The sequence below is a fragment of the Streptomyces sp. SS7 genome (assembly GCF_037993025.1).
GTDB lineage: Bacteria > Actinomycetota > Actinomycetes > Streptomycetales > Streptomycetaceae > Streptomyces.
On the sequence record NZ_CP141223.1, the window covers coordinates 2891997 to 2910971 of the forward strand.

17 protein-coding genes and 1 pseudogene are annotated in these 18975 nt (G+C 72.5%); 6 read left to right on the top strand and 12 right to left on the bottom strand.

The features are described 5' to 3' along the window. Positions 1 to 62: 62 nt before the first annotated feature. Entirely contained in the window at positions 63 to 464 is a 402-nt protein-coding gene (locus U5640_RS13170) for a helix-turn-helix domain-containing protein (protein ID WP_340376013.1), read from the top strand. Here U5640_RS13170 and mutM read toward each other — a convergent pair. From mutM to recG, 8 genes and pseudogenes are all read right to left on the bottom strand, one after another. Further along, the gene (gene mutM / locus U5640_RS13175) at positions 437 to 1297 is read right to left on the bottom strand and encodes a bifunctional DNA-formamidopyrimidine glycosylase/DNA-(apurinic or apyrimidinic site) lyase (RefSeq protein WP_340376014.1); all 861 of its coding nucleotides are present in this window, start codon (positions 1295 to 1297) and stop codon (positions 437 to 439) included. The genes U5640_RS13170 and mutM overlap by 28 nt on opposite strands. A 71-nt stretch (positions 1298 to 1368) precedes the next feature. Then, on the bottom strand, positions 1369 to 2220 hold the full coding sequence (rnc, locus tag U5640_RS13180) for a ribonuclease III (protein WP_340376015.1): 852 nt from the start codon (positions 2218 to 2220) through the stop codon (positions 1369 to 1371). Positions 2221 to 2227: 7 nt separating this feature from the next. Then, positions 2228 to 2401 carry a 50S ribosomal protein L32 gene (rpmF, locus tag U5640_RS13185; RefSeq protein WP_003951102.1) on the bottom strand — a complete coding sequence of 58 codons (174 nt, stop codon included), beginning with the start codon at positions 2399 to 2401 and terminating at the stop codon, positions 2228 to 2230. A 2-nt stretch (positions 2402 to 2403) separates the two neighbouring features. After that, positions 2404 to 3054, bottom strand: a complete 651-nt coding sequence (locus tag U5640_RS13190; RefSeq protein ID WP_340376016.1) for a DUF177 domain-containing protein — start codon at positions 3052 to 3054, stop codon at positions 2404 to 2406. Positions 3055 to 3185: 131 nt separating this feature from the next. Beyond that, positions 3186 to 4268, bottom strand: a complete 1083-nt coding sequence (locus U5640_RS13195; protein ID WP_340376017.1) for an ATP synthase F0 subunit B — start codon at positions 4266 to 4268, stop codon at positions 3186 to 3188. A gap of 58 nt (positions 4269 to 4326) precedes the next feature. Next, positions 4327 to 4806: a pantetheine-phosphate adenylyltransferase gene (gene coaD / locus U5640_RS13200; RefSeq protein ID WP_067257385.1), complete on the bottom strand. Its 480-nt coding sequence runs from the start codon at positions 4804 to 4806 to the stop codon at positions 4327 to 4329. 26 nt (positions 4807 to 4832) lie between these two features. Further along, positions 4833 to 5489: a 16S rRNA (guanine(966)-N(2))-methyltransferase RsmD gene (gene rsmD, locus U5640_RS13205; protein WP_340385053.1), complete on the bottom strand. Its 657-nt coding sequence runs from the start codon at positions 5487 to 5489 to the stop codon at positions 4833 to 4835. 35 nt (positions 5490 to 5524) lie between these two features. Then, positions 5525 to 7728 (bottom strand): annotated as a pseudogene (gene recG, locus U5640_RS13210) (ATP-dependent DNA helicase RecG). Between the two features lie 167 nt (positions 7729 to 7895). Between recG and U5640_RS13215 the strand changes: the two are divergent. Continuing rightward, positions 7896 to 9740, top strand: a complete 1845-nt coding sequence (locus U5640_RS13215) for an HSP90 family protein (RefSeq protein ID WP_340376018.1) — start codon at positions 7896 to 7898, stop codon at positions 9738 to 9740. Further along, positions 9737 to 12718 (top strand): tetratricopeptide repeat protein, encoded by a 2982-nt coding sequence (locus U5640_RS13220; protein WP_340376019.1) that lies wholly within the window; start codon positions 9737 to 9739, stop codon positions 12716 to 12718. The genes U5640_RS13215 and U5640_RS13220 overlap by 4 nt, the downstream gene beginning before the upstream one ends. A gap of 3 nt (positions 12719 to 12721) precedes the next feature. On the opposite strand, the gene U5640_RS13225 is transcribed toward U5640_RS13220, so the two are convergent. Beyond that, positions 12722 to 14413, bottom strand: a complete 1692-nt coding sequence (locus U5640_RS13225) for a DAK2 domain-containing protein (protein ID WP_340376020.1) — start codon at positions 14411 to 14413, stop codon at positions 12722 to 12724. A 209-nt stretch (positions 14414 to 14622) separates the two neighbouring features. Here U5640_RS13225 and rpmB point away from each other — a divergent pair, with 209 nt between their 5' ends. Then, positions 14623 to 14808, top strand: a complete 186-nt coding sequence (gene rpmB, locus U5640_RS13230) for a 50S ribosomal protein L28 (RefSeq protein ID WP_003993230.1) — start codon at positions 14623 to 14625, stop codon at positions 14806 to 14808. A 110-nt stretch (positions 14809 to 14918) separates the two neighbouring features. Here the strand turns inward: rpmB and thiD are convergent, their stop codons facing one another. Both thiD and U5640_RS13240 read right to left on the bottom strand, forming a co-directional pair. Further along, the gene (gene thiD / locus U5640_RS13235) at positions 14919 to 15713 is read right to left on the bottom strand and encodes a bifunctional hydroxymethylpyrimidine kinase/phosphomethylpyrimidine kinase (RefSeq protein WP_340376021.1); all 795 of its coding nucleotides are present in this window, start codon (positions 15711 to 15713) and stop codon (positions 14919 to 14921) included. A gap of 5 nt (positions 15714 to 15718) precedes the next feature. Then, on the bottom strand, positions 15719 to 16687 hold the full coding sequence (locus U5640_RS13240; protein WP_340376022.1) for a thiamine-phosphate kinase: 969 nt from the start codon (positions 16685 to 16687) through the stop codon (positions 15719 to 15721). Between the two features lie 242 nt (positions 16688 to 16929). Here U5640_RS13240 and U5640_RS13245 point away from each other — a divergent pair, with 242 nt between their 5' ends. Next, complete coding sequence (locus U5640_RS13245) at positions 16930 to 17163, top strand: Lrp/AsnC ligand binding domain-containing protein (RefSeq protein WP_030793842.1); 234 nt, start codon at positions 16930 to 16932, stop codon at positions 17161 to 17163. Positions 17164 to 17183: 20 nt separating this feature from the next. Continuing rightward, the gene (locus tag U5640_RS13250) at positions 17184 to 17696 is read left to right on the top strand and encodes a DUF3515 domain-containing protein (protein ID WP_340376023.1); all 513 of its coding nucleotides are present in this window, start codon (positions 17184 to 17186) and stop codon (positions 17694 to 17696) included. An 81-nt stretch (positions 17697 to 17777) separates the two neighbouring features. On the opposite strand, the gene U5640_RS13255 is transcribed toward U5640_RS13250, so the two are convergent. Then, positions 17778 to 18935, bottom strand: a complete 1158-nt coding sequence (locus U5640_RS13255; protein WP_340376024.1) for a D-alanine--D-alanine ligase family protein — start codon at positions 18933 to 18935, stop codon at positions 17778 to 17780. Between the last annotated feature and the right edge of the window lie 40 nt (positions 18936 to 18975).

Sequence of the window (18975 nt, forward strand, 5' to 3'; positions counted from 1 at the left end):
AAGCACTAACTTTTGGTTAGTGCAACCTGTTGGTTAGCGCTGCCGTCGCGTACGCTGATGACATGACCAGCAGCCAGGAGCGCGCGGAGGACCTGGACCTCCCGTACAACGTGTTCGCCAAGGCCTGCCCCTCGCGCGGCACGCTGGAGCACGTCACGGGCCGCTGGGGCGGCCTCACCCTGGGCGCGCTCCACGACGGATCACTGCGCTTCAACGAGTTGCGCCGCCGGATCGACGGCGTGAGCGAGAAGATGCTGTCCCAGACGCTGCACGCGCTGGAGCGCGACGGACTGGTGCGCCGCGAGGCCCAGCCGACCAACCCCCCGCGGGTGGACTACGAACTGACCCCGCTCGGCCGCGAGGTCACCGAGCGGCTGCTGACCCTCATCCACTTCGTGGAGGGCCGCATGGACGACGTCCTGGCGGCCCGGGAGCGCTACGACGGGACGCGCGGCACCTTCTGACACCGCGGGCAGAAATAGCTGGACCGGTTCATCCACGGGCGCCGGCGCATCGGTGTGCCGCACCGCTTGCAGGGCAGCCCCTCCCGCCCGTACGCGTCCAGGGAGCGGTCGAAGTAGCCCGACTCGCCGTTGACGTTGACGTACAGACTGTCGAAGCTGGTGCCGCCGACGGCGAGGGCCGCGTTCATCACGTCCCGGACGTGCCCGAGGAGTTCCTGGGTGCGGGGCCGGGTGAAGCCGCTCGTCGCGCGCTCGTAGTGCAGACGTGAGCGCCACAGGGCCTCGTCCGCGTAGATGTTGCCGACGCCGCTGATCAGCGACTGGTCGAGCAGTGCCCGCTTGATCGTGGTCCGCTTGCGGCGCAGCGCCTGGTGGAAGGCCTCGTCGTCGAACAGCGGATCGAGGGGGTCGCGGGCGATGTGCCCGATGACGTCGGGCAGCCCGTCGGGGGTGGTGTCGTGCAGCGAGAGGCCGCCGAAGGTGCGCTGGTCGACGAAGCGGAGCTCGGTGGCGAGCGCGTCGGCGAAGCGGACACGGATGCGCAGGTGCTTCTCGTCGGGGGAACCCTGCGGCTGGACCAGGAGCTGGCCGCTCATCCCGAGGTGGGCGAGGATCGCCTGGCCGGTGTCCTCCAGCGGCAGCCAGAGGTACTTCCCGCGGCGGCTCGGGGTGCCGATGCGCCGGCCTTCGAGCCGGTGCGTGAAGTCGTCGGCGCCGGCGAGGTGACGGCGTACGGCGCGCGGGTGCAGCACCTCGGCGTCGACGACCGTGCGCTGGGCGACCCAGCGCTCCAGACCGCGCCGGACGACCTCGACCTCGGGCAACTCGGGCATGGCGATCCCCCGGATGTGCGGCGCCCGCCCCCCGGGTGGTGAGGGACGGGCGCCGTACTGTCGTGTTCCTATCAGGCGGAGGCGGACTCGGGGTCCGCGCCGGTGTCGGCCTCGACGGCTGCCGCGGCCTGGGCCGCCTGCACCGCCTTGGCGCGCTCGTCCGCGGCGGCCCGGATGGACCGCCAGGCGGACTCGGCGGCCTGCTGCTCCGCCTCCTTCTTGCTGCGGCCGGTGCCGGTGCCGTACGAGACGCCTCCGACGCGGGCGGCAGCAGTGAAGGTCTTCTCGTGGTCGGGTCCGGTCTCCGTGACCAGGTACTCGGGGACGCCGAGCCCTTCGGTCGCGGTGAGCTCCTGGAGGCTGGTCTTCCAGTCCAGGCCGGCACCGAGGTTCGAGGACTTCTCGATGAGCGGGTCGAACAGGCGGTGCACCAGTTCGGAGGCCGCGTCGAGGCCCTGATCGAGATAGACCGCGCCGATCACCGCTTCGAGGGTGTCGGCGAGGATGGACGCCTTGTCCCGGCCGCCCGTGCCCTCTTCACCCCGGCCGAGCCGGATGAAGGAGCCCAGGTCGAGGCCACGACCGACCTCCGCCAGCGCACGCGAGTTGACCACCGCGGCCCGCAGCTTGGCCAGTTGGCCCTCGGGCAGATCGGGGTGGGTGCGGTACAGCGTGTCCGTGACGACGAGGCCGAGCACGGAGTCCCCGAGGAACTCCAGCCGCTCGTTCGTCGGCAGACCGCCGTTCTCGTACGCGTAGGAGCGGTGGGTCAGCGCACGCACCAGAAGGGCGGACTCGAGCTGATAGCCGAGCCGCCCTTCCAGAAGCGTGTGGGACGAGGCCGTGTTGTCCGCCTTTTTCTTGGCGGTGGAATCCGCCTTGGCGTCTTCCGCCTTCTTGGGGCTAGACACGGAGCCTCTCACCAGCCGCTCAGACCTCGAGGACCTGGCGCTTGTTGTAGGTGCCGCAAGACGGGCACGCGATGTGCTGCTGCTTGGGCTCGTGGCAGCGCTCGCACGCAACCAGGGTGGGGACCGCAGCCTTCCACTGCGACCGGCGGTGGCGCGTGTTGCTGCGCGACATCTTCCGCTTCGGAACAGCCACGGCTACTTCTCCTGCTTCTCGTCGACGCCCGCTTCCGCGTCAGCGCCGCTCATCTCGTCCTTCTCGCCGTCTTCGAGTGAACCGGCGAGTCCCTGCAGTGCCGCCCAACGGATGTCGACGGCGTCGTGATGGTGGTCCGGGTCGTCCGCCAGCCGGGCTCCGCACTCGGAGCACAGACCGGGACAGTCGTCCTGGCACACCGGCTGCATCGGCAGTGCGAGCACCACCGCATCGCGCAGCACGGGTTCGAGGTCGAACATGCCGTCCTCGAGCAAGAGCGTGTCCTCGTCGTCCTCAGCGTCGTCGACCGGTTCCGCCTTCACGCGGCCACGGTCGTCGGCGTCGGGGTACGAGAACATCTCCTGGAAGTCCGCTTCGAGAGCGAGCTCGAGCGGCTCCAGACACCTTACGCACTCCCCCGCGGCCCGTGCACGGGCGGTGCCCGTGACGAGCACCCCCTCCATGACCGACTCGAGGCGGAGTTCGAGTTCCACCGGGGCGCCTTCCGGCACTCCGATGACTCCCTGGACGCCGAAGTCCTTGGGGGCGTCGACCGTGCGGGCCAGCCGCTGCAGCGCGCCGGGACGCCGGCCCAGCTCGTGCGTGTCGAACACGAGGGGGTTGCGGTGGTCTAGGCGAGCGTTGGGGGCCATTCCTGCTTTCGATCTTTCGAACTCTGAGGGCCGCCGCCCTTCGGTGTTGCGGGCAGCGGTAATCGCGGACGTACTCGCGACCGAAGAGCCAGGATACTGGAGCTTTCGCCCACAGCCCAATCCGGGTGGCTCTAGATGCCACGGCCCTGTTCGTAGGCGCGCAGCTGCTCCGGAGTGATCATGCCCGTGTCGAAGAGGCTGGTCTCGTCGAGGGCGTAGGACTGCTGGGCCTGCTGGGCCTGTTGGGGCTGCTGGTCCGGTTGGGGCTGGTGAGGCTGCTGGTGCGGGTCGTAGCCGGTCTGCTGGGCGTCGTAGCCCTGGTAGGACGCCACCGCGTAGGGGTCCGCCTGCTGGTAGCCGTAGGGGTCCGGCTGGGCGTACGTCTGGTCGTAGCCGTACTGGTCCTGCTGCGGGTAGGCGTACGCGACCGGCTGTTCCTCGTACGACGGCTGCGGCGTCCCCTGTCCGGACGCGGCCGCGGCCGCGTTGTCCTGCTCGGCGAGGGCCGCGAGGTCGGCGAGGTAGTCGGCGTCGGAGGAGTGCTGGAAGGTCGTGTTGTCGTCGGCGAGCGCGCCGAGGTCGTCGCTGGCGATCCGCCCGTGCAGTTTCTGCCGGCCCTTGCCGACGGCTTCCAGGGTCTTGGTGAGGACGGCCTCGAAGGCGCCCAGCTTGGTGTCGACGTAGGTGTCGGCGTCCCGGCGCAGGGTCTCGGGGTCGTGGCTGCGCTCGGGGGCGTCCTCGTCCTCGTAGCCCTGCTCGTCCAGCCCGGGGCCGGTGCCCAGGAGCTTCTCGCGGCCCCGGCCCACCGAGCCGATGGTCTTGGTGAGGACGACCTCGAAGTTGGCGAGCTTGGAGTCGACGTAGTCGTCCGCCTCCGCGCGGACCTCCTCGGCCTCCCGACGGGCCTCGGCGAGGATCCGGTCGGCCTCGGCCTGGGAGCGGCGGGCGATCTCGGTGTCGGAGATCAGCGAGCCGCGCTCGACGTGCGCGGTGGAGATGATCCGGTCGGCCTCCTGGCGGGCCTGCTCGACCATCTGGTCGCGGTCGCCGATCAGCTCCTGGGCCTGGGCGAGCGAGTCGGGCAGGGCCGCGCGCACCTCTTCCAGCAGGGCGAGCAGCTCGGCGCGGTTGACCACGCACGAGGCCGACATGGGCATCGACCGGGCTCTGGAGACCGCCGTGACGATCTCGTCGAGCTTCTTCTGTACGTCCACCGGGTGCTCGCCACTCTCTACAGCTGTGTTGGAGACGGACGGGACGACTGTAGCCCCATCAGTCCTTGCGCAGGCGCTCGTTGAGAGCGTCGAGGACGAGCGGCGGGACCAGGTGGGAGACGTCGCCGCCCCAGGTCGCCACTTCCTTGACCAGGGAGGAGGACAGGAAGCTGTAGGTGGGGTTGGTCGGGACGAAGAGCGTCTCGACCCCGGACAGCCCGTTGTTCATCTGGGCCATCTGCAGCTCGTAGTCGAAGTCGCTGACCGCGCGCAGCCCCTTGACGATGGCGGGGATGTCGCGCTGCTTGCAGAAGTCGACGAGCAGGCCGTGGAAGGCCTCGACCCGTACGTTGCCGTACTCGGCGGTGACCTGACGGATCAGGTCGAGTCGCTCGTCGACCTCGAAGAGGCCCTTCTTGGACTTGTTGATCATGACCGCGACATAGACCTCGTCATAGAGACGGGAGGCGCGGGAAATGATGTCGAGGTGTCCGTTGGTGATCGGGTCGAACGACCCGGGACAGACGGCGCGGCGCACTTGTGATCCCTCGCTCTCCGGTCCGGTCATCGTGCGTCTTCGCACGTAGAGGCGGCGCGACCGTACCAAAACGTTCCCTCGCCGTAACGACGGGCCCGGAGCGCTTCGAAACCGTCCGGCCAGCCGAACTCCCCGCCTCTGGTGCTGCGCTCCACGGTGACGAGCGCCCGGGGCGCGAGCCAGCCCCCCGAGCGGAGTGTGAGGAGAATCTCGCGAAGATCGTCGTCCGTGACGGCGTAGGGCGGGTCCAGGAAGACGACGTCGTACGGCTCCGTGGGCGCCGTCTGGATCACCTGGTGCGCCTTGCCCGCGCGGACCTCGGCGCCGGGGAGGGCGAGGTTCTTCACGTTCTCGCGGATGACGCGGGCGGCGCGGGCGTCGGCCTCCACGAGGAGGGTGTGGCTCGCGCCCCGGGAGAGGGCCTCCAGGCCCACCGCCCCCGATCCGGCGTAGAGGTCGAGGACTCGTTCGCCGTCGAGGGGGCCGCCGAGGAGGGACTGCCAGGTGGACAGGAGGCCTTCTCGGGCACGGTCCGAGGTGGGGCGGGTGCCGGTCCCCGGCGGGACGGCGAGGCGGCGTCCGCCGGCTTTGCCGGCGATCACGCGGGTCATCTTCGGTCCTTGGTGGTGGGCGACTTTACGTTCAGTGTGGCTGGTCGCGCACGCGCGGCGGTAGCCGCATATTCAATACCGCCCCGCGCCCCTGGGTGGGCCGCTCCTCAGCCCTTCTCCAAGTACTGCTCCCGCTCCTCGTCCAGGAGGGCGTCCAGGGCTGTGCGCAGGCCGGGGAGTCCTGTCAGTTCCGGATCGGACGTCACCACTGCCATCGCCTCCTGTCTCGCCTCGGCGATGACCTCCTCGTCCTCGATCACGGCGAGGACCCGCAGGGAGGTGCGGGCGCCGGACTGGGCCTGTCCGAGGACGTCGCCCTCGCGGCGCTGTTCGAGGTCGAGGCGGGAGAGTTCGAAGCCGTCGAGGGTGGAGGCGACGGCGTTCAGCCGCTGGCGGGCGGGGCCCGCCTCGGGGGTCTCGGTGACCAGGAGGCAGAGACCGGCGGCGGAGCCCCGGCCGACGCGGCCGCGGAGCTGGTGCAGCTGGGAGACGCCGAACCGGTCGGCGTCCATGATCACCATGGCGGTGGCGTTCGGGACGTTGACGCCGACCTCGATGACGGTCGTGGCGACCAGGACGTGGGTGTCCCCGGCGGCGAAACGGCGCATGACCGCGTCCTTGTCGTCGGGGGGCATACGGCCGTGGAGGACCTCGACGCGCAGGCCGTGCAGAGGGCCTTGGGAGAAGCTGGTCGGCCACCTCCAGGACGGCCAGCGGGGGGGCGCTTGTCGGCCTCGTCCGCCGCGGGCTTGCGGGCCTTCTTCGGGTCGTCCTCCTCGTCCCCGATGCGGGGGCAGACGACGTACGCCTGATGGCCGTTCTGCACTTCCTCGCGGACCCGTTCCCAGGCGCGGGCCAGGAAGTGGGGTTTGTCGGCGGCGGGGACCACATGGCTCGCGATGGGCGAGCGGCCGGCCGGGAGCTGGTCGAGGACGGAGGTCTCCAGATCGCCGAAGACGGTCATCGCGACCGTGCGCGGGATGGGGGTGGCGGTCATGACGAGGAGGTGCGGGGGCTGCTTGCCCTTGCCGCGCAGGGCGTCGCGCTGTTCGACGCCGAAGCGGTGCTGTTCGTCGACCACGACCAGGCCCAGGTCGTGGAACTGGACCTTGTCCTCGATGAGCGCGTGCGTGCCGATGACGATGCCGGCCTCGCCGGTGACCAGGTCGAGCAGGGCCTGGCGGCGGGCTGCGGCGCCCATGGAGCCGGTCAGCAGCACGACCTTGGTCGCCCGCTCGGCACCGCCCAGCATGCCGCCCTCGGCCAGCTCGCCCATCATCTCCACGATCGAGCGGTGGTGCTGCTGGGCGAGCACCTCCGTGGGCGCCAGCATGGCGGCCTGCCCCCCGGCGTCGACGACGGCGAGCATGGCGCGCAGGGCCACCAGGGTCTTGCCGGAGCCGACCTCGCCCTGGAGCAGCCGGTGCATCGGGTGGGCGGTGGCGAGGTCGTCGAAGATCTCCGCGGAGACCTTGCGCTGGCCCTCCGTGAGGGTGAACGGGAGGCGGTCGTCGAAGGCGGCGAGGAGGCCGTCGGGGGACGGTCGGCGCGGGACGGCGGGGAGTTGGGCGTCGGCGTGCCGTCGGCGGGCCAGGGCCACCTGGAGGACGAAGGCCTCGTCCCACTTGAGGCGGGCTCGGGCGTCGGCGATGTCGGCCTTGGTGTGCGGACGGTGGATCTTGAGGAGGGCCTCGGGCAGGCTGAGCAGGCCGCGGCCCTCGCGCAGGGCGGGCGGAAGGGGGTCGACGGCCTCCTGGGCGCTGGGCAGGACGGTCTGGATCGCCTTGCCGATCTTCCAGGACTCCAGTTTGGCCGTCGCCGGGTAGAGGGGGATCAGGGCGCCCGCCCAGGTCTCCACCGTCTCCTCGGTGTCGCCGCGCAGCAGTTCGTACGCCGGATGCATCAGCTGTACGCGGCGGTTGAAGAGGGAGACCTTGCCGGCGAACATCGCGCGGGTGCCCGGCAGGAGGTCCTTGTGGGGTTTGTGGACGCCGTTGCCGAAGAAGACCAGCTGGACTCGGCCACTGCCGTCGGTGATGGTGACTTCCAGCCGTTGCCCCTTGCCGCGGGGGGCCTTGGCCGAGGCGAAGGAGTGCAGCCGGGCGTCGGCGACCATGGCGACCACCGTGACGTGCTCGTCCATGGGGAGGTCGGCGAGGTGGGTGAGCTGGCCGCGCTCCTCGTATCTGCGGGGATAGTGGTGCAGGAGGTCACCGACGGTGTGCAGGCCGAGGTGCTCGGCCATCACCTTCGCGGTAGGTGGGCCGAGCACCTTTTTCAGTGGTTCTTCGAGTGCGGGCACGGGATCCATTGCACACCACGCCACTGACATTGCTCGATACGTGTCCTGAAAGACCTGGTCAGACGGCTCGTTCGGGCTCTAGGATGACGCGCCTCCGGCCATCATCCGCGGTCACCGCCCCACCGGGACCGCCCGACCCCGCGCCGTGCTCGTCCCCACTTCGCGGCGCTGCAGCGATGGACTCCCAGACCTCACAGTCATCCCAGGCATCACCGTCACCTCATACGTTCCAGGTCGACCTGCGTGGTCTGGTGGACCTGCTGTCCCATCACCTCTACTCCAGCCCCAAGGTCTATCTGCGGGAACTGCTGCAGAACGCCGTGGACGCCATCACCGCCCGGCGGGCCGAGGAGCCCTGCGCCCCGGCGCGGGTCAGGCTGTACGCCTCGGGCGGCACCCTGCGGGTGGAGGACTCCGGCGTCGGGCTCACCGAGGCCGACGTGCACGACCTGCTGGCGACCATCGGGCGCAGCTCCAAGCGGGCGGAGGGCCTCCAGGAGGCGCGCTCCGACTTCCTCGGGCAGTTCGGCATCGGGCTGCTGGCCTGTTTCGTGGTCGCCGAGCGGATCCGGGTGGTCAGCCGCAGTGCCCGGACGCCCGCCGCGCCGCCGGTGGAGTGGACGGCGCGCGACGACGGTTCGTACACCGTGCGGACCCTGCCGCACGACGAACGGCCCGAGCCGGGCACCACGGTGCAGCTGGTGGCGCGCGCCGGGGCCGGGGAGTGGCTCACCGAGGAACGGGTGCTGAGGCTGGCGCGGGACTTCGGCTCGCTGCTGCCCTACGACGTCCGGGTGGGCGAGGAGGCGGTCACCGATCTGCCGGCGCCCTGGGACCGGCCGTACCCCTCCCCCGCGAACCGGCGGGTGGCGCTGGCGCGGCACTGCCACGGGTTGTTCGGGTTCACGCCGTTGGACACGATCGATCTGGACGTGCCGCTGGCGGGGATCCGCGGGGTGGCGTACGTGCTGCCGGCGGCCGTGAGCCCTGCCCAGCGGGCGACGCACCGGGTGCACCTGAAGGGCATGCTGCTGACCGAACGGGCCGAACAGCTCCTGCCCGACTGGGCGTTCTTCGTGCGCTGCGTCCTGGACACGGACAGTCTGCGGCCGACGGCCTCGCGCGAGGCGCTGTACGAGGACGAGACACTGGCCGCCGTGCGGGAGGCGCTCGGGGAGCGGATCCGGTCCTGGCTGACGGGGCTCGCGGCGGGTGATCCGGAGCGCCTCTCGGCGTTCCTGGCCGTGCACCACCTCGGGGTGAAGTCGCTGGCCCGGCACGATGCGGAGATGCTGCGGACCATGCTGCCGTGGCTGCCGTTCGAGACGAGCGACGGGCCGCTGTCGCTGGAGGAGTTCGCGCAGCGGCACCCGGTGGTGCACTTCACGCGGACGGTGGAGGAGTACCGGCAGGTGGCGCCGATCGCGGCCGCGCAGGGCGTCGGGGTGGTCAACGGCGGTTACACGTATGACAGCGAGCTGGTCGAGGCGCTGCCGTCGGTGCGGCCGGGGACGGTGGTCGCCGAGTTGGACGCGGACACCGTGACGGCGCACCTGGACGCGGTGGACCCGGCGGAGGAGCTGGCGCTGGCGGGGTTCATGGCGGCCGCGCGGGCGAAGCTGGACCCGCTGGGCTGTGACGTCGTCCTGCGGGCGTTCCATCCGCTGTCCGTGCCCGCGCTGCACCTGGACGACCGGGCGGCGCGGCACGAGCAGGCGCGGGCGGAGGCCGAGGCGCAGGCGGACGATCTGTGGGCGGGCATCCTGGGCTCGCTGCGCGGCGGCGCCCCCCGCGCGCGTCTGGTGCTGAACCATCTGAACCCGCTGATCCGGCGGATCAGTTCGCTGGGGGAGGCGGAACTGATCGGCACCGCCGCGGAGTCCCTGTACGGGCAGGCGCTGCTGATGGCGCAGCGGCCGCTCAGGCCCGCGGACTCGGCCTTGCTGAACCGGGCGTTCATCGGCCTTCTGGAATGGGCCACGCACGGGGGGTCCGCACACGGGGAGGACGACCACCGATGAGTGAGATCAGGGACTTCGACGGGCTCCGCCGGGCGATGGCGGAGAACGGCGAGCAGCCGGAGGGGCCGGCGCGCAACGCGCGTGCGGAGCAGTTGCTGGCGGAGGCCGAGAAGCTGAACATCCCGCTGGCGGTGATCGAGGCGCTCGGGCACCAGCTGAAGGTCTACAACTACAGCTCCGAGAAGGACAAGATGTTCGTCCCGTTCGCGCGGCTGCTGCGCCTGTGGGACGAGCGGCCCGGGGACTTCGACGACCACGAGACGCATGCGCTGCACTGGGTCTTCAAGTGGATGTCGGCCGGGATGCTCGACCAGCCGCACGTCCCGCTGGCGTCGGTGGAGAAGTGGCTGGGCGAGATGGAGCACCGCTACCGGCTCGCCGGGCACTCGGAGCGTGCGGTGCGCAGTGCCGAGTTCAGTGTGGCCGCGCATGTGGGGGACGTCCCGCGCGCGGAGCGGGCGTTCGCCGCGTGGCTGGCCGCGGACCGGGACGCGATGGCGGACTGTCACGCGTGCGAGTTGCACGGCCAGGGCTGGTGGCAGGCGGAGCGGGGCCGGGACGAGGAGGCGCTGCGGGTGTGGGCGCCGGTCCTGGAGGGTGAGTACGCCTGTGCGCACGAGCCGCACACGGTGCTGGCCTCGTCGCTGGTGCCGCTGCTGCGGCTGGGGCGGCTGGAGGAGGCGCGCGCCCACCATCTGCGGGGCTTCCGGCTGGTGCGGCCGATGGAGAGCATGCGGGGCGCGTACGCCGATCACGTCGAGTTCTGCGCCCTGACCGGGAACGAGGCGCGGGGTCTGGAGCTGCTGGCGGAGCGGCCGGCGTACTTCACGGACGACGGGCATCCGCGCAGCAAGCTGGACTTCCTGTGTGTCGTGGTGCTGCTGACGGAGCGGCTGGTGGAGCTCGAGCTGGGCGGGCAGCGGGTGCCCGGTCCGGCCGGGCGGGAGTGGACGGCCGGTGAACTGGCCGCCCACGCGCGCGCGGAGGCGCTGGCGCTGGCGGCGCGGTTCGACGAACGCAACGGCACGGCGTACGTCGGTGAGCGGGCGCGGGAGCGGATGGCGCAGCGTCCGCTGGTGGAGCGGCTGCCGCTGGGGGTGCGTGCGGCGCGGCCGGTCGCGGTGGGCGCGCCGGTGCCGTCCGCGGCGGCGGAGCCGGTGGGGTCCGGTCTGCCGGAGCTGCTCGCCGAGGCGCGGCGGCTGTCCGACACGCTGCGGCCGCAGGCCGTGGAGGCGTGGGCGGCGGTCGCGCGGGCGGCGGAGGCCGCGGAGGGGGTGGCGCTGGACGCACGTGACCGCGCGGAGATCGCCGAGCACGAGGCGATCGCGCTGGGCCCGCGGGGTGCGGAAACGTTCGAGCAGGCGGCGGAACTGTACGCGGAGGCGGAGGACCCCGGGGAGGCGCTGGCGGCACGCGCGCGAGGGGCGTACGTCCGTGCGCTCGCCGGTGAGGACGTCGACGAGGCGCTCGCGGCGGTGGCGGGGCCGTACGACGACGTGCTCGCGCTGTACGCCGAGGGCGGCACGCAGGTGCGGCAGGCGGCCGGGGTGCTGATGGCGCGGGCGCGGATCCTGATGCGGCGGGTGCACGAGGCCGACGGGCCGATGGCGGAGACGGTGCTGGGGGAGGCGGAGGCGGCCGTACGGGAGCTGCTCGCGCTGGTGGAGGGGCGGACCGGGGACGACGTCCGGCTGACGGCGCGGCTCGCCGAGGGGCACGCGATGCTCGGGGAGCTCGCCACACACTCCGGGGACGTCGAGGCGGGCGCGCGGTTGTTCGCGCGGGCCGCCGCGGAGTTCACCGGGGCGGGGCTGCCGTGGTTCGCCTGTGAGTACGAGGCCCGGCTGGCGGGTCTGGCGCACCATCTGGGCGACATGGCGGAGGCGGAGCGGGCGCTGCGGGCGGCACTGGAGCACGGCGGGCCCGTGCTGGAGCCGGTCGGGCGGGCCCAGCTGCATCTGCAGCTCGCCGAGGTGGTCGGGGAGCGGGGGCAGGCGGCGGAGGCCGCGGAGCACGCCCTGGAGGCGGCGCACTGGGCCGACGAGGCGGGTGAGGGCCCGACGTTCGGTGCGTGGGCGCGGCACCAGCTCGGCGGGTACCTGGTCCGGCTGGGGCGTTGGGCGGAGGCGGCGGAGGTGCTGGAGTCGGCGCTGGCCGATCTGCGGGAGGAGACGCACGGGGACGGGGCGGTCGTCCAGACGCAGTGGTGGCTGGGCGACTGTCTGAGCGAGCTGGGCGAGCACCGGGACGCCGCCGAGCGCCGGCTCCAGGCGGCGGAGATCGCCCGGCACTGGCCCGAGCAGCACGACCACGCGACGCTCGCGCATCTGGCCGCCGAGTCCCTGGGGCAGGCGGGGCTGCACGAGGAGGCGGACCGGGCGTACGCGCGCGCGGGGGAGCTGTGGCGTGCCCTGGGCCATGTGCACGGGCTGGTGCGTGCCCTGCGCGCCCGCGCGTGGCTGGCGCTGCGCACCGAGGACGGGACGGAGGGGGCGCGGGCGCTGATGGCCGGCGCGGTGGAGGAGTGCGTGGACGCGCTCGCCGCGGCCCAGGACGACGAGGAGGCGCGGCTGCGGCTGGTCGCCGAACTCGGGCACACGCACCGTCAGTTCGGGGATCTGCTGGCCCGCTCGGCGTCGGAGGACGCCGACGACGACTCGATCCGGGGCGCTCTGGAGGAGGCGTTGTCGCAGATGGCGGAGGCGGTGGCGGTGTTCGTCGCGCTGGACGGGGACGCGCTGCACGCGCGGACCGGCGCGGAGCTGGCCGCGGGCTGGCTGGAGGCCGACCTGGGGCGGCCGGCGGAGGCGGCGGCACGCGCGCGTGCGGTGCTGCGGGCCTACGCGCAGGCGGACGACGACGAGACCGGGGACGGCGACGGCCCGGGGCACGAGGAGGGGACGGTGGCGGGCCGGCGGGCCGAGGCGGAGCAGCTGTTGCAGGTGGCGCTGGAGCAGCGCGACGAGTCCGGCGCGTAGCGGTTACTCGACGCCGATCAGCAGCAGCGCGCCCTGTCGTCCGCCGCGGTAGACGACCGTGTCGACGGCGAGGTAGGCCTCCCGTACCCGGCTCTCCAGGTGGTCGGCGATGCCTTCGGGGGCGTCGTCGCCGAGCACCAGGGTGACCAGCTCGCCGCCCGCCGAGAGCATGCGGTCCAGGGTCCGCTCGGCGGTGGCGGTGACGTCGGCGCCGATGACGGCGACGTCGCCGTCGATGAGCCCGAGGACGTCCCCGGCCTGGCAGATGCCGGCCATGGTCCACGACTGGCGTTCGGCGACGGCGACCTCCGCGTAGCGGGTGGCGCCGGCCGCGGAGGTCATGGAGACGACGTCCTCGTCGAAGCGGCGGTCGGCTTCGTGGACGGCGAGCGCGGCGATGCCCTGGACGGCGGAGCGGGTGGGGATCAGGGCGACCCGGATGCCTTCCGAGCGGGCCTGTTCGGCGGCCGCGGCGGCGGTGTGGCGCAGCTCGGCGTCGTTGGGCAGCAGGACGACCTCGCGCGCGTGGGCCCGTCGTACGGCCTCCAGCAGTTCCCCGCTGGCGGGCGGCTCCCCGGGGCGGGCGAGGACGGTGGTCGCGCCGGCCTCGGTGTACAGCCCGGCCAGGCCCTCGCCGGGCACGACGGCGACGACGGCCCGCTGGACGCGCTCGCGGACCGGGCGTTCGCCCCCGCGCGTGTGGGCGTCACCGGCGCCGAAGTGGGTGATGCGGATGCGGTACGGCCGTCCGGCCTCGACGCCCGCCTCGACGGCGGCGCCCGCGTCGTCCACGTGGACGTGGACGTTCCACAGGCCGTCGCCGCCGACCACGACCAGGGAGTCCCCGAGGGCGTCCAGTCGCTGCCGGAGCCGGGCGACGGCCGGGTCCTCGGCCTCCAGGAGGTAGATCACCTCGAAGGCGGGGCCGTCCGCGCCGCCCGGTGCGTCGGCGCAGTCCGCGGTGGCCGGTTGCGGACCGGCCTCCTCGCGCGTGTGCGTCCCGCCCCCGGGGAGCGCTGGCGAGTAGACCGGCGCCTCGCCCGTGAACGTCTCCACCAGGGCCGCGAGGACGGCGACCAGCCCCCGTCCGCCGGCGTCGACCACCCCGGCGTGCTCCAGGACGGTGAGCTGGGCCGGGGTCGCGGCCAGGGCCGCGCACGCCCCCCGGTAGGCGGCGCGGGCGACGGTCCCGCAGTCGCCCCCGGTGCCCTCGGCGGCGTCGGCGGCGGCCGAGGCGACGGACAGGACCGTGCCCTCGACGGGGTGGGCGACGGCCTGGCGGGCGGAGTCGGCGGCGCGCCGCAGGGCCAGTCGCAGCCCGTCCGCGTCGGTGTGAGAGGTCTCACGTCCGTCGGCGAGGACCTGGGCCATGCCGCGCAGGAGCTGGGCGAGGATCGTCCCCGAGTTCCCGCGCGCCCCTATGAGCGCGCCGTGCGCCATCGCGTGCGCGGCGTCGGCGAGGGACGGACTGCGCACGGCCGTCGGAGCGGTCTCGTACCCCGCGAACACGGCCTCCACGGCGGTCGTGGCGGACTCGACGGTCAGATAGAGGTTGGTGCCGGTGTCGCCGTCCGCGACGGGGTAGACGTTGATCGCGTCGATCTCCTCGCGCGCGCGGCCCAGCGCCGTGAGCGCGAGCGAGCACCAGGTCCGCACCGCGAGAGCATCGAAGAATGTCTGCGGCACCTGCGCCACCTGCGCCTCCCTGAGCTGCTGGACTGCACGCAGCGTAGAGCAGCCGTGGTAGTTTCGTTCTACTGGCGCAGTCGTTGTATGCTGCTCCGGTTGCCCGATCCGATCGGGCCATTCCCCTGGCTACGCCACTCAGATCTCTGATCCTGCGATCTCGATCCCGGCATGCCGGGATCCAACCGTAAGTGCATCTGAAGTCTTTGGAGTGACCCGTGGCTGCCAACTGCGACGTCTGCGGCAAGGGGCCGGGCTTCGGCAACAACATCTCGCACTCGCACCGCCGTACGTCCCGCCGCTGGAACCCGAACATCCAGCGTGTGCGTACCGTGGTCGGCGGGACGCCGAAGCGCGTGAACGCTTGCACCTCGTGCATCAAGGCCGGCAAGGTCTCGCGCTGACGCACTGCTGAGTGCGCGGCCACTGCTGGTTCGCTGCAACGAGCCGGTCCACCTCGTGTGGGCCGGCTTTTTGCTGTGCCCGTGCGGCCTGGGTGTACTGCCCCGGAGCCCTAGGCCGTGGGGCGGGTGAGGGACCAGGCGTGGTCGACGGGGCCGATGCCGGCGCCGAGCGGGAAGCCGGCGGCGATCGCGCCCGTGACGTACCGCTTGGCGGCCGTCACGGCCTCCGGCACGGACCGGCCGCGGGCGAGGTGCGAGGCGATCGCGGACGCGAGGGTGCAGCCCGTGCCGTGCGTGTGCCGGTTGTCGTGGCGCGGCGCGCGCAGCCAGTGCTCCTCGGTGCCGTCGGTCAGCAGGTCCACGGCGTCGCCGGGGAGGTGGCCGCCCTTGATCAGCACCCAGCGCGGTCCGTACGCCAGCACGGCCGCCGCGGCCTGCCTCAGCTGCTCCTCGGACTCGACGCGTACCCCGGTGAGTTGGGCGACCTCGTCGAGGTTGGGCGTGGCGACGGTCGCCACCGGGAGCAGCCGGGTCCGTACGGAGTCGAGGGCGGACGCGGCGAGCAGGGGGTCACCGTGCTTGGAGACGCCCACCGGGTCCACGACGGCCGGTGCGTCGGTGCCGGCGATCAGGGCCGCCACGGTGTCGACGAGTTCGGCGGAGGCGAGCATGCCGGTCTTCACGGCCTGGACGCCGATGTCGTCCACGACGCTGCGGTACTGGGCGCGCACCGCCTCGGCGGGCAGCTCCCAGGCGCCCTGCACTCCGACGGAGTTCTGCGCGGTGACGGCGGTGAGGACGCTCATGCCGTGCACGCCGAGCGCGAGCATGGTCTTCAGGTCGGCCTGGATGCCGGCGCCGCCGCCGGAGTCGGAGCCGGCCACCGTGAGGACGCGCGGTCGCACCGTCCTCACCCTCCTTCTATGTCCCCGAAGTGGTCCCAGCCGCCCTGCCGGGTCCAGGGCGCCCCGTCGACGGTCACCTGGGGCAGCGCGGAGGGGTTGAGGACCTCGCCGATCACCTTCCACCGGGCGGGCAGCTTCACGTCCGGCGGGAAGGTCGCCACGATCGCGTGGTCCTCTCCCCCGGTCAGCACCCACTGGATGGGGTCCACGCCGACGGCCGACCCGATGTCGTTCATCTGGGTGGGGATGTCGATGGCGCCGGAGCGGATGTCGATGCGGACCTTGCTGGCCTCGGCGATGTGCCCGAGGTCGGCGATCAGTCCGTCGCTGACGTCGCACATCGCGGTCGCGCCGAGGGCGGCCGCGGCCGGGCCCGCGTGGTACGGCGGCTCGGGGCGGCGGTGGGCCTCGACGAAGGCGCGCGGGGAGCGGAAGCCGCGGGAGAGGACCGCGTACCCGGCGGCGGACCAGCCGAGCCAGCCGGTCACCGCGACCAGGTCGCCGGGCTGGGCGCCCGCCCGGGTGACCGGCTCCTGGTTGCGCAGGTCGCCGAGCGCGGTGATCGACACCATGATCATGTCGCCCCGTACGACATCGCCGCCGACCACGGAGGCGCCCGCCACCTGGCACTCGTCGCGGATGCCGTCCATCAGCTCGCTCGGCCAGGTCACCGGCAGCTCGGCGGGCACGACGAGGCCGAGCAGCAGCGCGGTCGGCACCGCGCCCATCGCGGCGATGTCGGCCAGGTTCTGGGCGGCGGCCTTGCGGCCGACGTCGTAGGCGGTGGACCAGTCCCGGCGGAAGTGCCGGCCCTCCAGCAGGATGTCGGTGCTGGCCACGACCCGGCGGTCGGGCGCGGCCACCACCGCGGCGTCGTCGCCGGGGCCGACCCGCACCGCGGAGGTGGTGGTGAGACGGGAGGTGAGCTCCCTGATGAGCCCGAACTCCCCGAGCTCACCAACAGTGCCCTTCATTTCCCTTTCGCCCCTTCTGTCCCTGTCCGTGCCCGGTCGCGCAGCACCAGTGTCCTCGATACGGTCGAGGGGGCCGAGACGGCCCGCCCTACCGGGACGGCCGACGTGACCGTCAACCTCTGCCATCCCTGCACCCCGGCACGGGGGCCGTGCGTCCCGCGGGTCTCCCCGTGGCACGCGGCGACGCGATACCGTGGCGTTCCTTTTCCCCACATGATCCTCGTGGCCGCCCTGGAGGTTCCGTGGTACAGGCGTACATCCTGATCCAGACGGAGGTCGGCAAAGCGTCGACCGTCGCCGAGGAGATCAGCAAGATTCCTGGGGTCGTCCAGGCCGAGGACGTGACGGGTCCGTACGACGTGATCGTGCGGGCCCAGGCCGACACGGTCGACGACCTCGGCAGACTGGTGGTCGCCAAGGTCCAGCAGGTGGACGGGATCACCCGCACCCTGACCTGTCCGGTCGTGCATCTGTAGCCCCCGTCTACCCTTGGCCGGTGAACCTTTTCCGTCACCGGCCCGGTGGTCCGCCCGCTCGCCTGCCCGCCCTCGTTCTGCTCTGCGCCGCCGTGGGCTGCTCCTCGGCAGACGGTGGCGCGTCGGCGGCGGTTCCCCGTCCCACGGCGAAGACCGTGAAGCTGTGCCGCGACCTGGACGAGGCACTGCCGTCGAAGGTGGACGGCCGGGGCCGCCGGGATCCCGAGCCCGCGTCCGCACTGACCGCGGGCTGGGGAGACCCGGCGATCATACTGCGCTGCGGTGTGGAACGGCCGCCGAAGATGGTGGATCCGAAGGTGGCGCAGGGCCAGGACGCGGACGCGGTGGCCGGCGGCGTGAACGGGGTCGACTGGCTGATGGAGAAGCGGGACGGCGGGGGGTACCGCTTCACGACGGCCGGCCGGCTCGCCTATGTCGAGGTGACGGTGCCGAAGGACGTGGACAGCTCTTCGGTGCTGATCGACCTGGCACCGGCCGTCAAGAGGGCGGTGCCCGAAGGGATCGCCGACTGAGCGCCGTGCGGGGCGCGGTCGTGCGCCGAGTACGGGCGGTGCGGGGTTGCTCGCGCAGGTCCCCGCGCCCCGTGCGGTGGGCTACCTGAGCCCCGTGGAGCGGCGCAGGGCCGCCTGGATCAGTCGGTCGACCAGTTCCTCGTAGCCGATGCCCGTCGCCTGCCACATCGCCGGGTACATCGAGATCGGGGTGAAGCCCGGCATGGTGTTGATCTCGTTGATGACGAAGTCGCCCTCCTCCGTGAGGAAGAAGTCCGCGCGGACCAGGCCCTCGCAGGAGGCCGCCTCGAAGGCGTCCACGGCGAGCCTGCGGACCTCGGCGGTCTCCTCCGGGGTGAGCGGCGCGGGGACGATGCCGGGCGTGGAGTCGATGTACTTCGCCTCGAAGTCGTAGTACGCATGCGCGTCCGGCGGCGGGATCTCGGCCGGGACGGAGGCCCGCGGGCCGTCCTCGAACTCCAGGACCCCGCACTCGATCTCCCGGCCGCGCACGGCCGCCTCGACCAGGATCTTCGGGTCGTGGCGCTGTGCCTCGGTGATCGCCTCGTCCAGGCCGGCCAGGTCGTCGACCTTGGTGATGCCGATCGACGAACCCGCGCGCGCGGGCTTCACGAACAGCGGCCAGCCGTGCTCGCCGGCGAAGTCGACGATCTTCTTGCGGGCGGCGGACTCGTCCCGCTCCCACTCGCGGGGCCGGATCACCACGTACGGGCCGACCTTGAGCCCGAAGGAGGTGAACACCCGCTTCATGTACTCCTTGTCCTGGCCGACGGCCGAGGCGAGCACGCCCGAGCCGACGTACGGGACGCCGGAGAGCTCCAGCAGGCCCTGGAGGGTGCCGTCCTCGCCGTAGGGGCCGTGCAGCACGGGGAAGACCACGTCGACCTCGCCGAGCGCCTTGGGCACCGATCCGGGCTCGCTGTAGACGACTTCGCGGTTGGCGGGGTCGACGGGGAGCACCACGCCGCCCTCCTGCGACTCGGCGAGCGCCTCGATGTCGGGCGTACGGCGGTCGGTGATCGCCATGCGCTCGGGGTCGTCGGCGATGAGGGCCCAGCGCCCGTCCCGGGTGATGCCGATCGGCAGGACCTCGTACTTGGTCCGGTCGATGGCCTTCAGGACGGCGCCGGCGGTGACCACGGAGATCCCGTGTTCGGAGCTGCGGCCACCGGACACGACGGCCACCCGCGGCTTGCGCGGGGGCTGCTCGGGATTCTGGGGGAGGTTCTCGGTGCTCATATCGGCTTGAGAGTACCCGGTGGTAGGGCCGGGAGTCAGC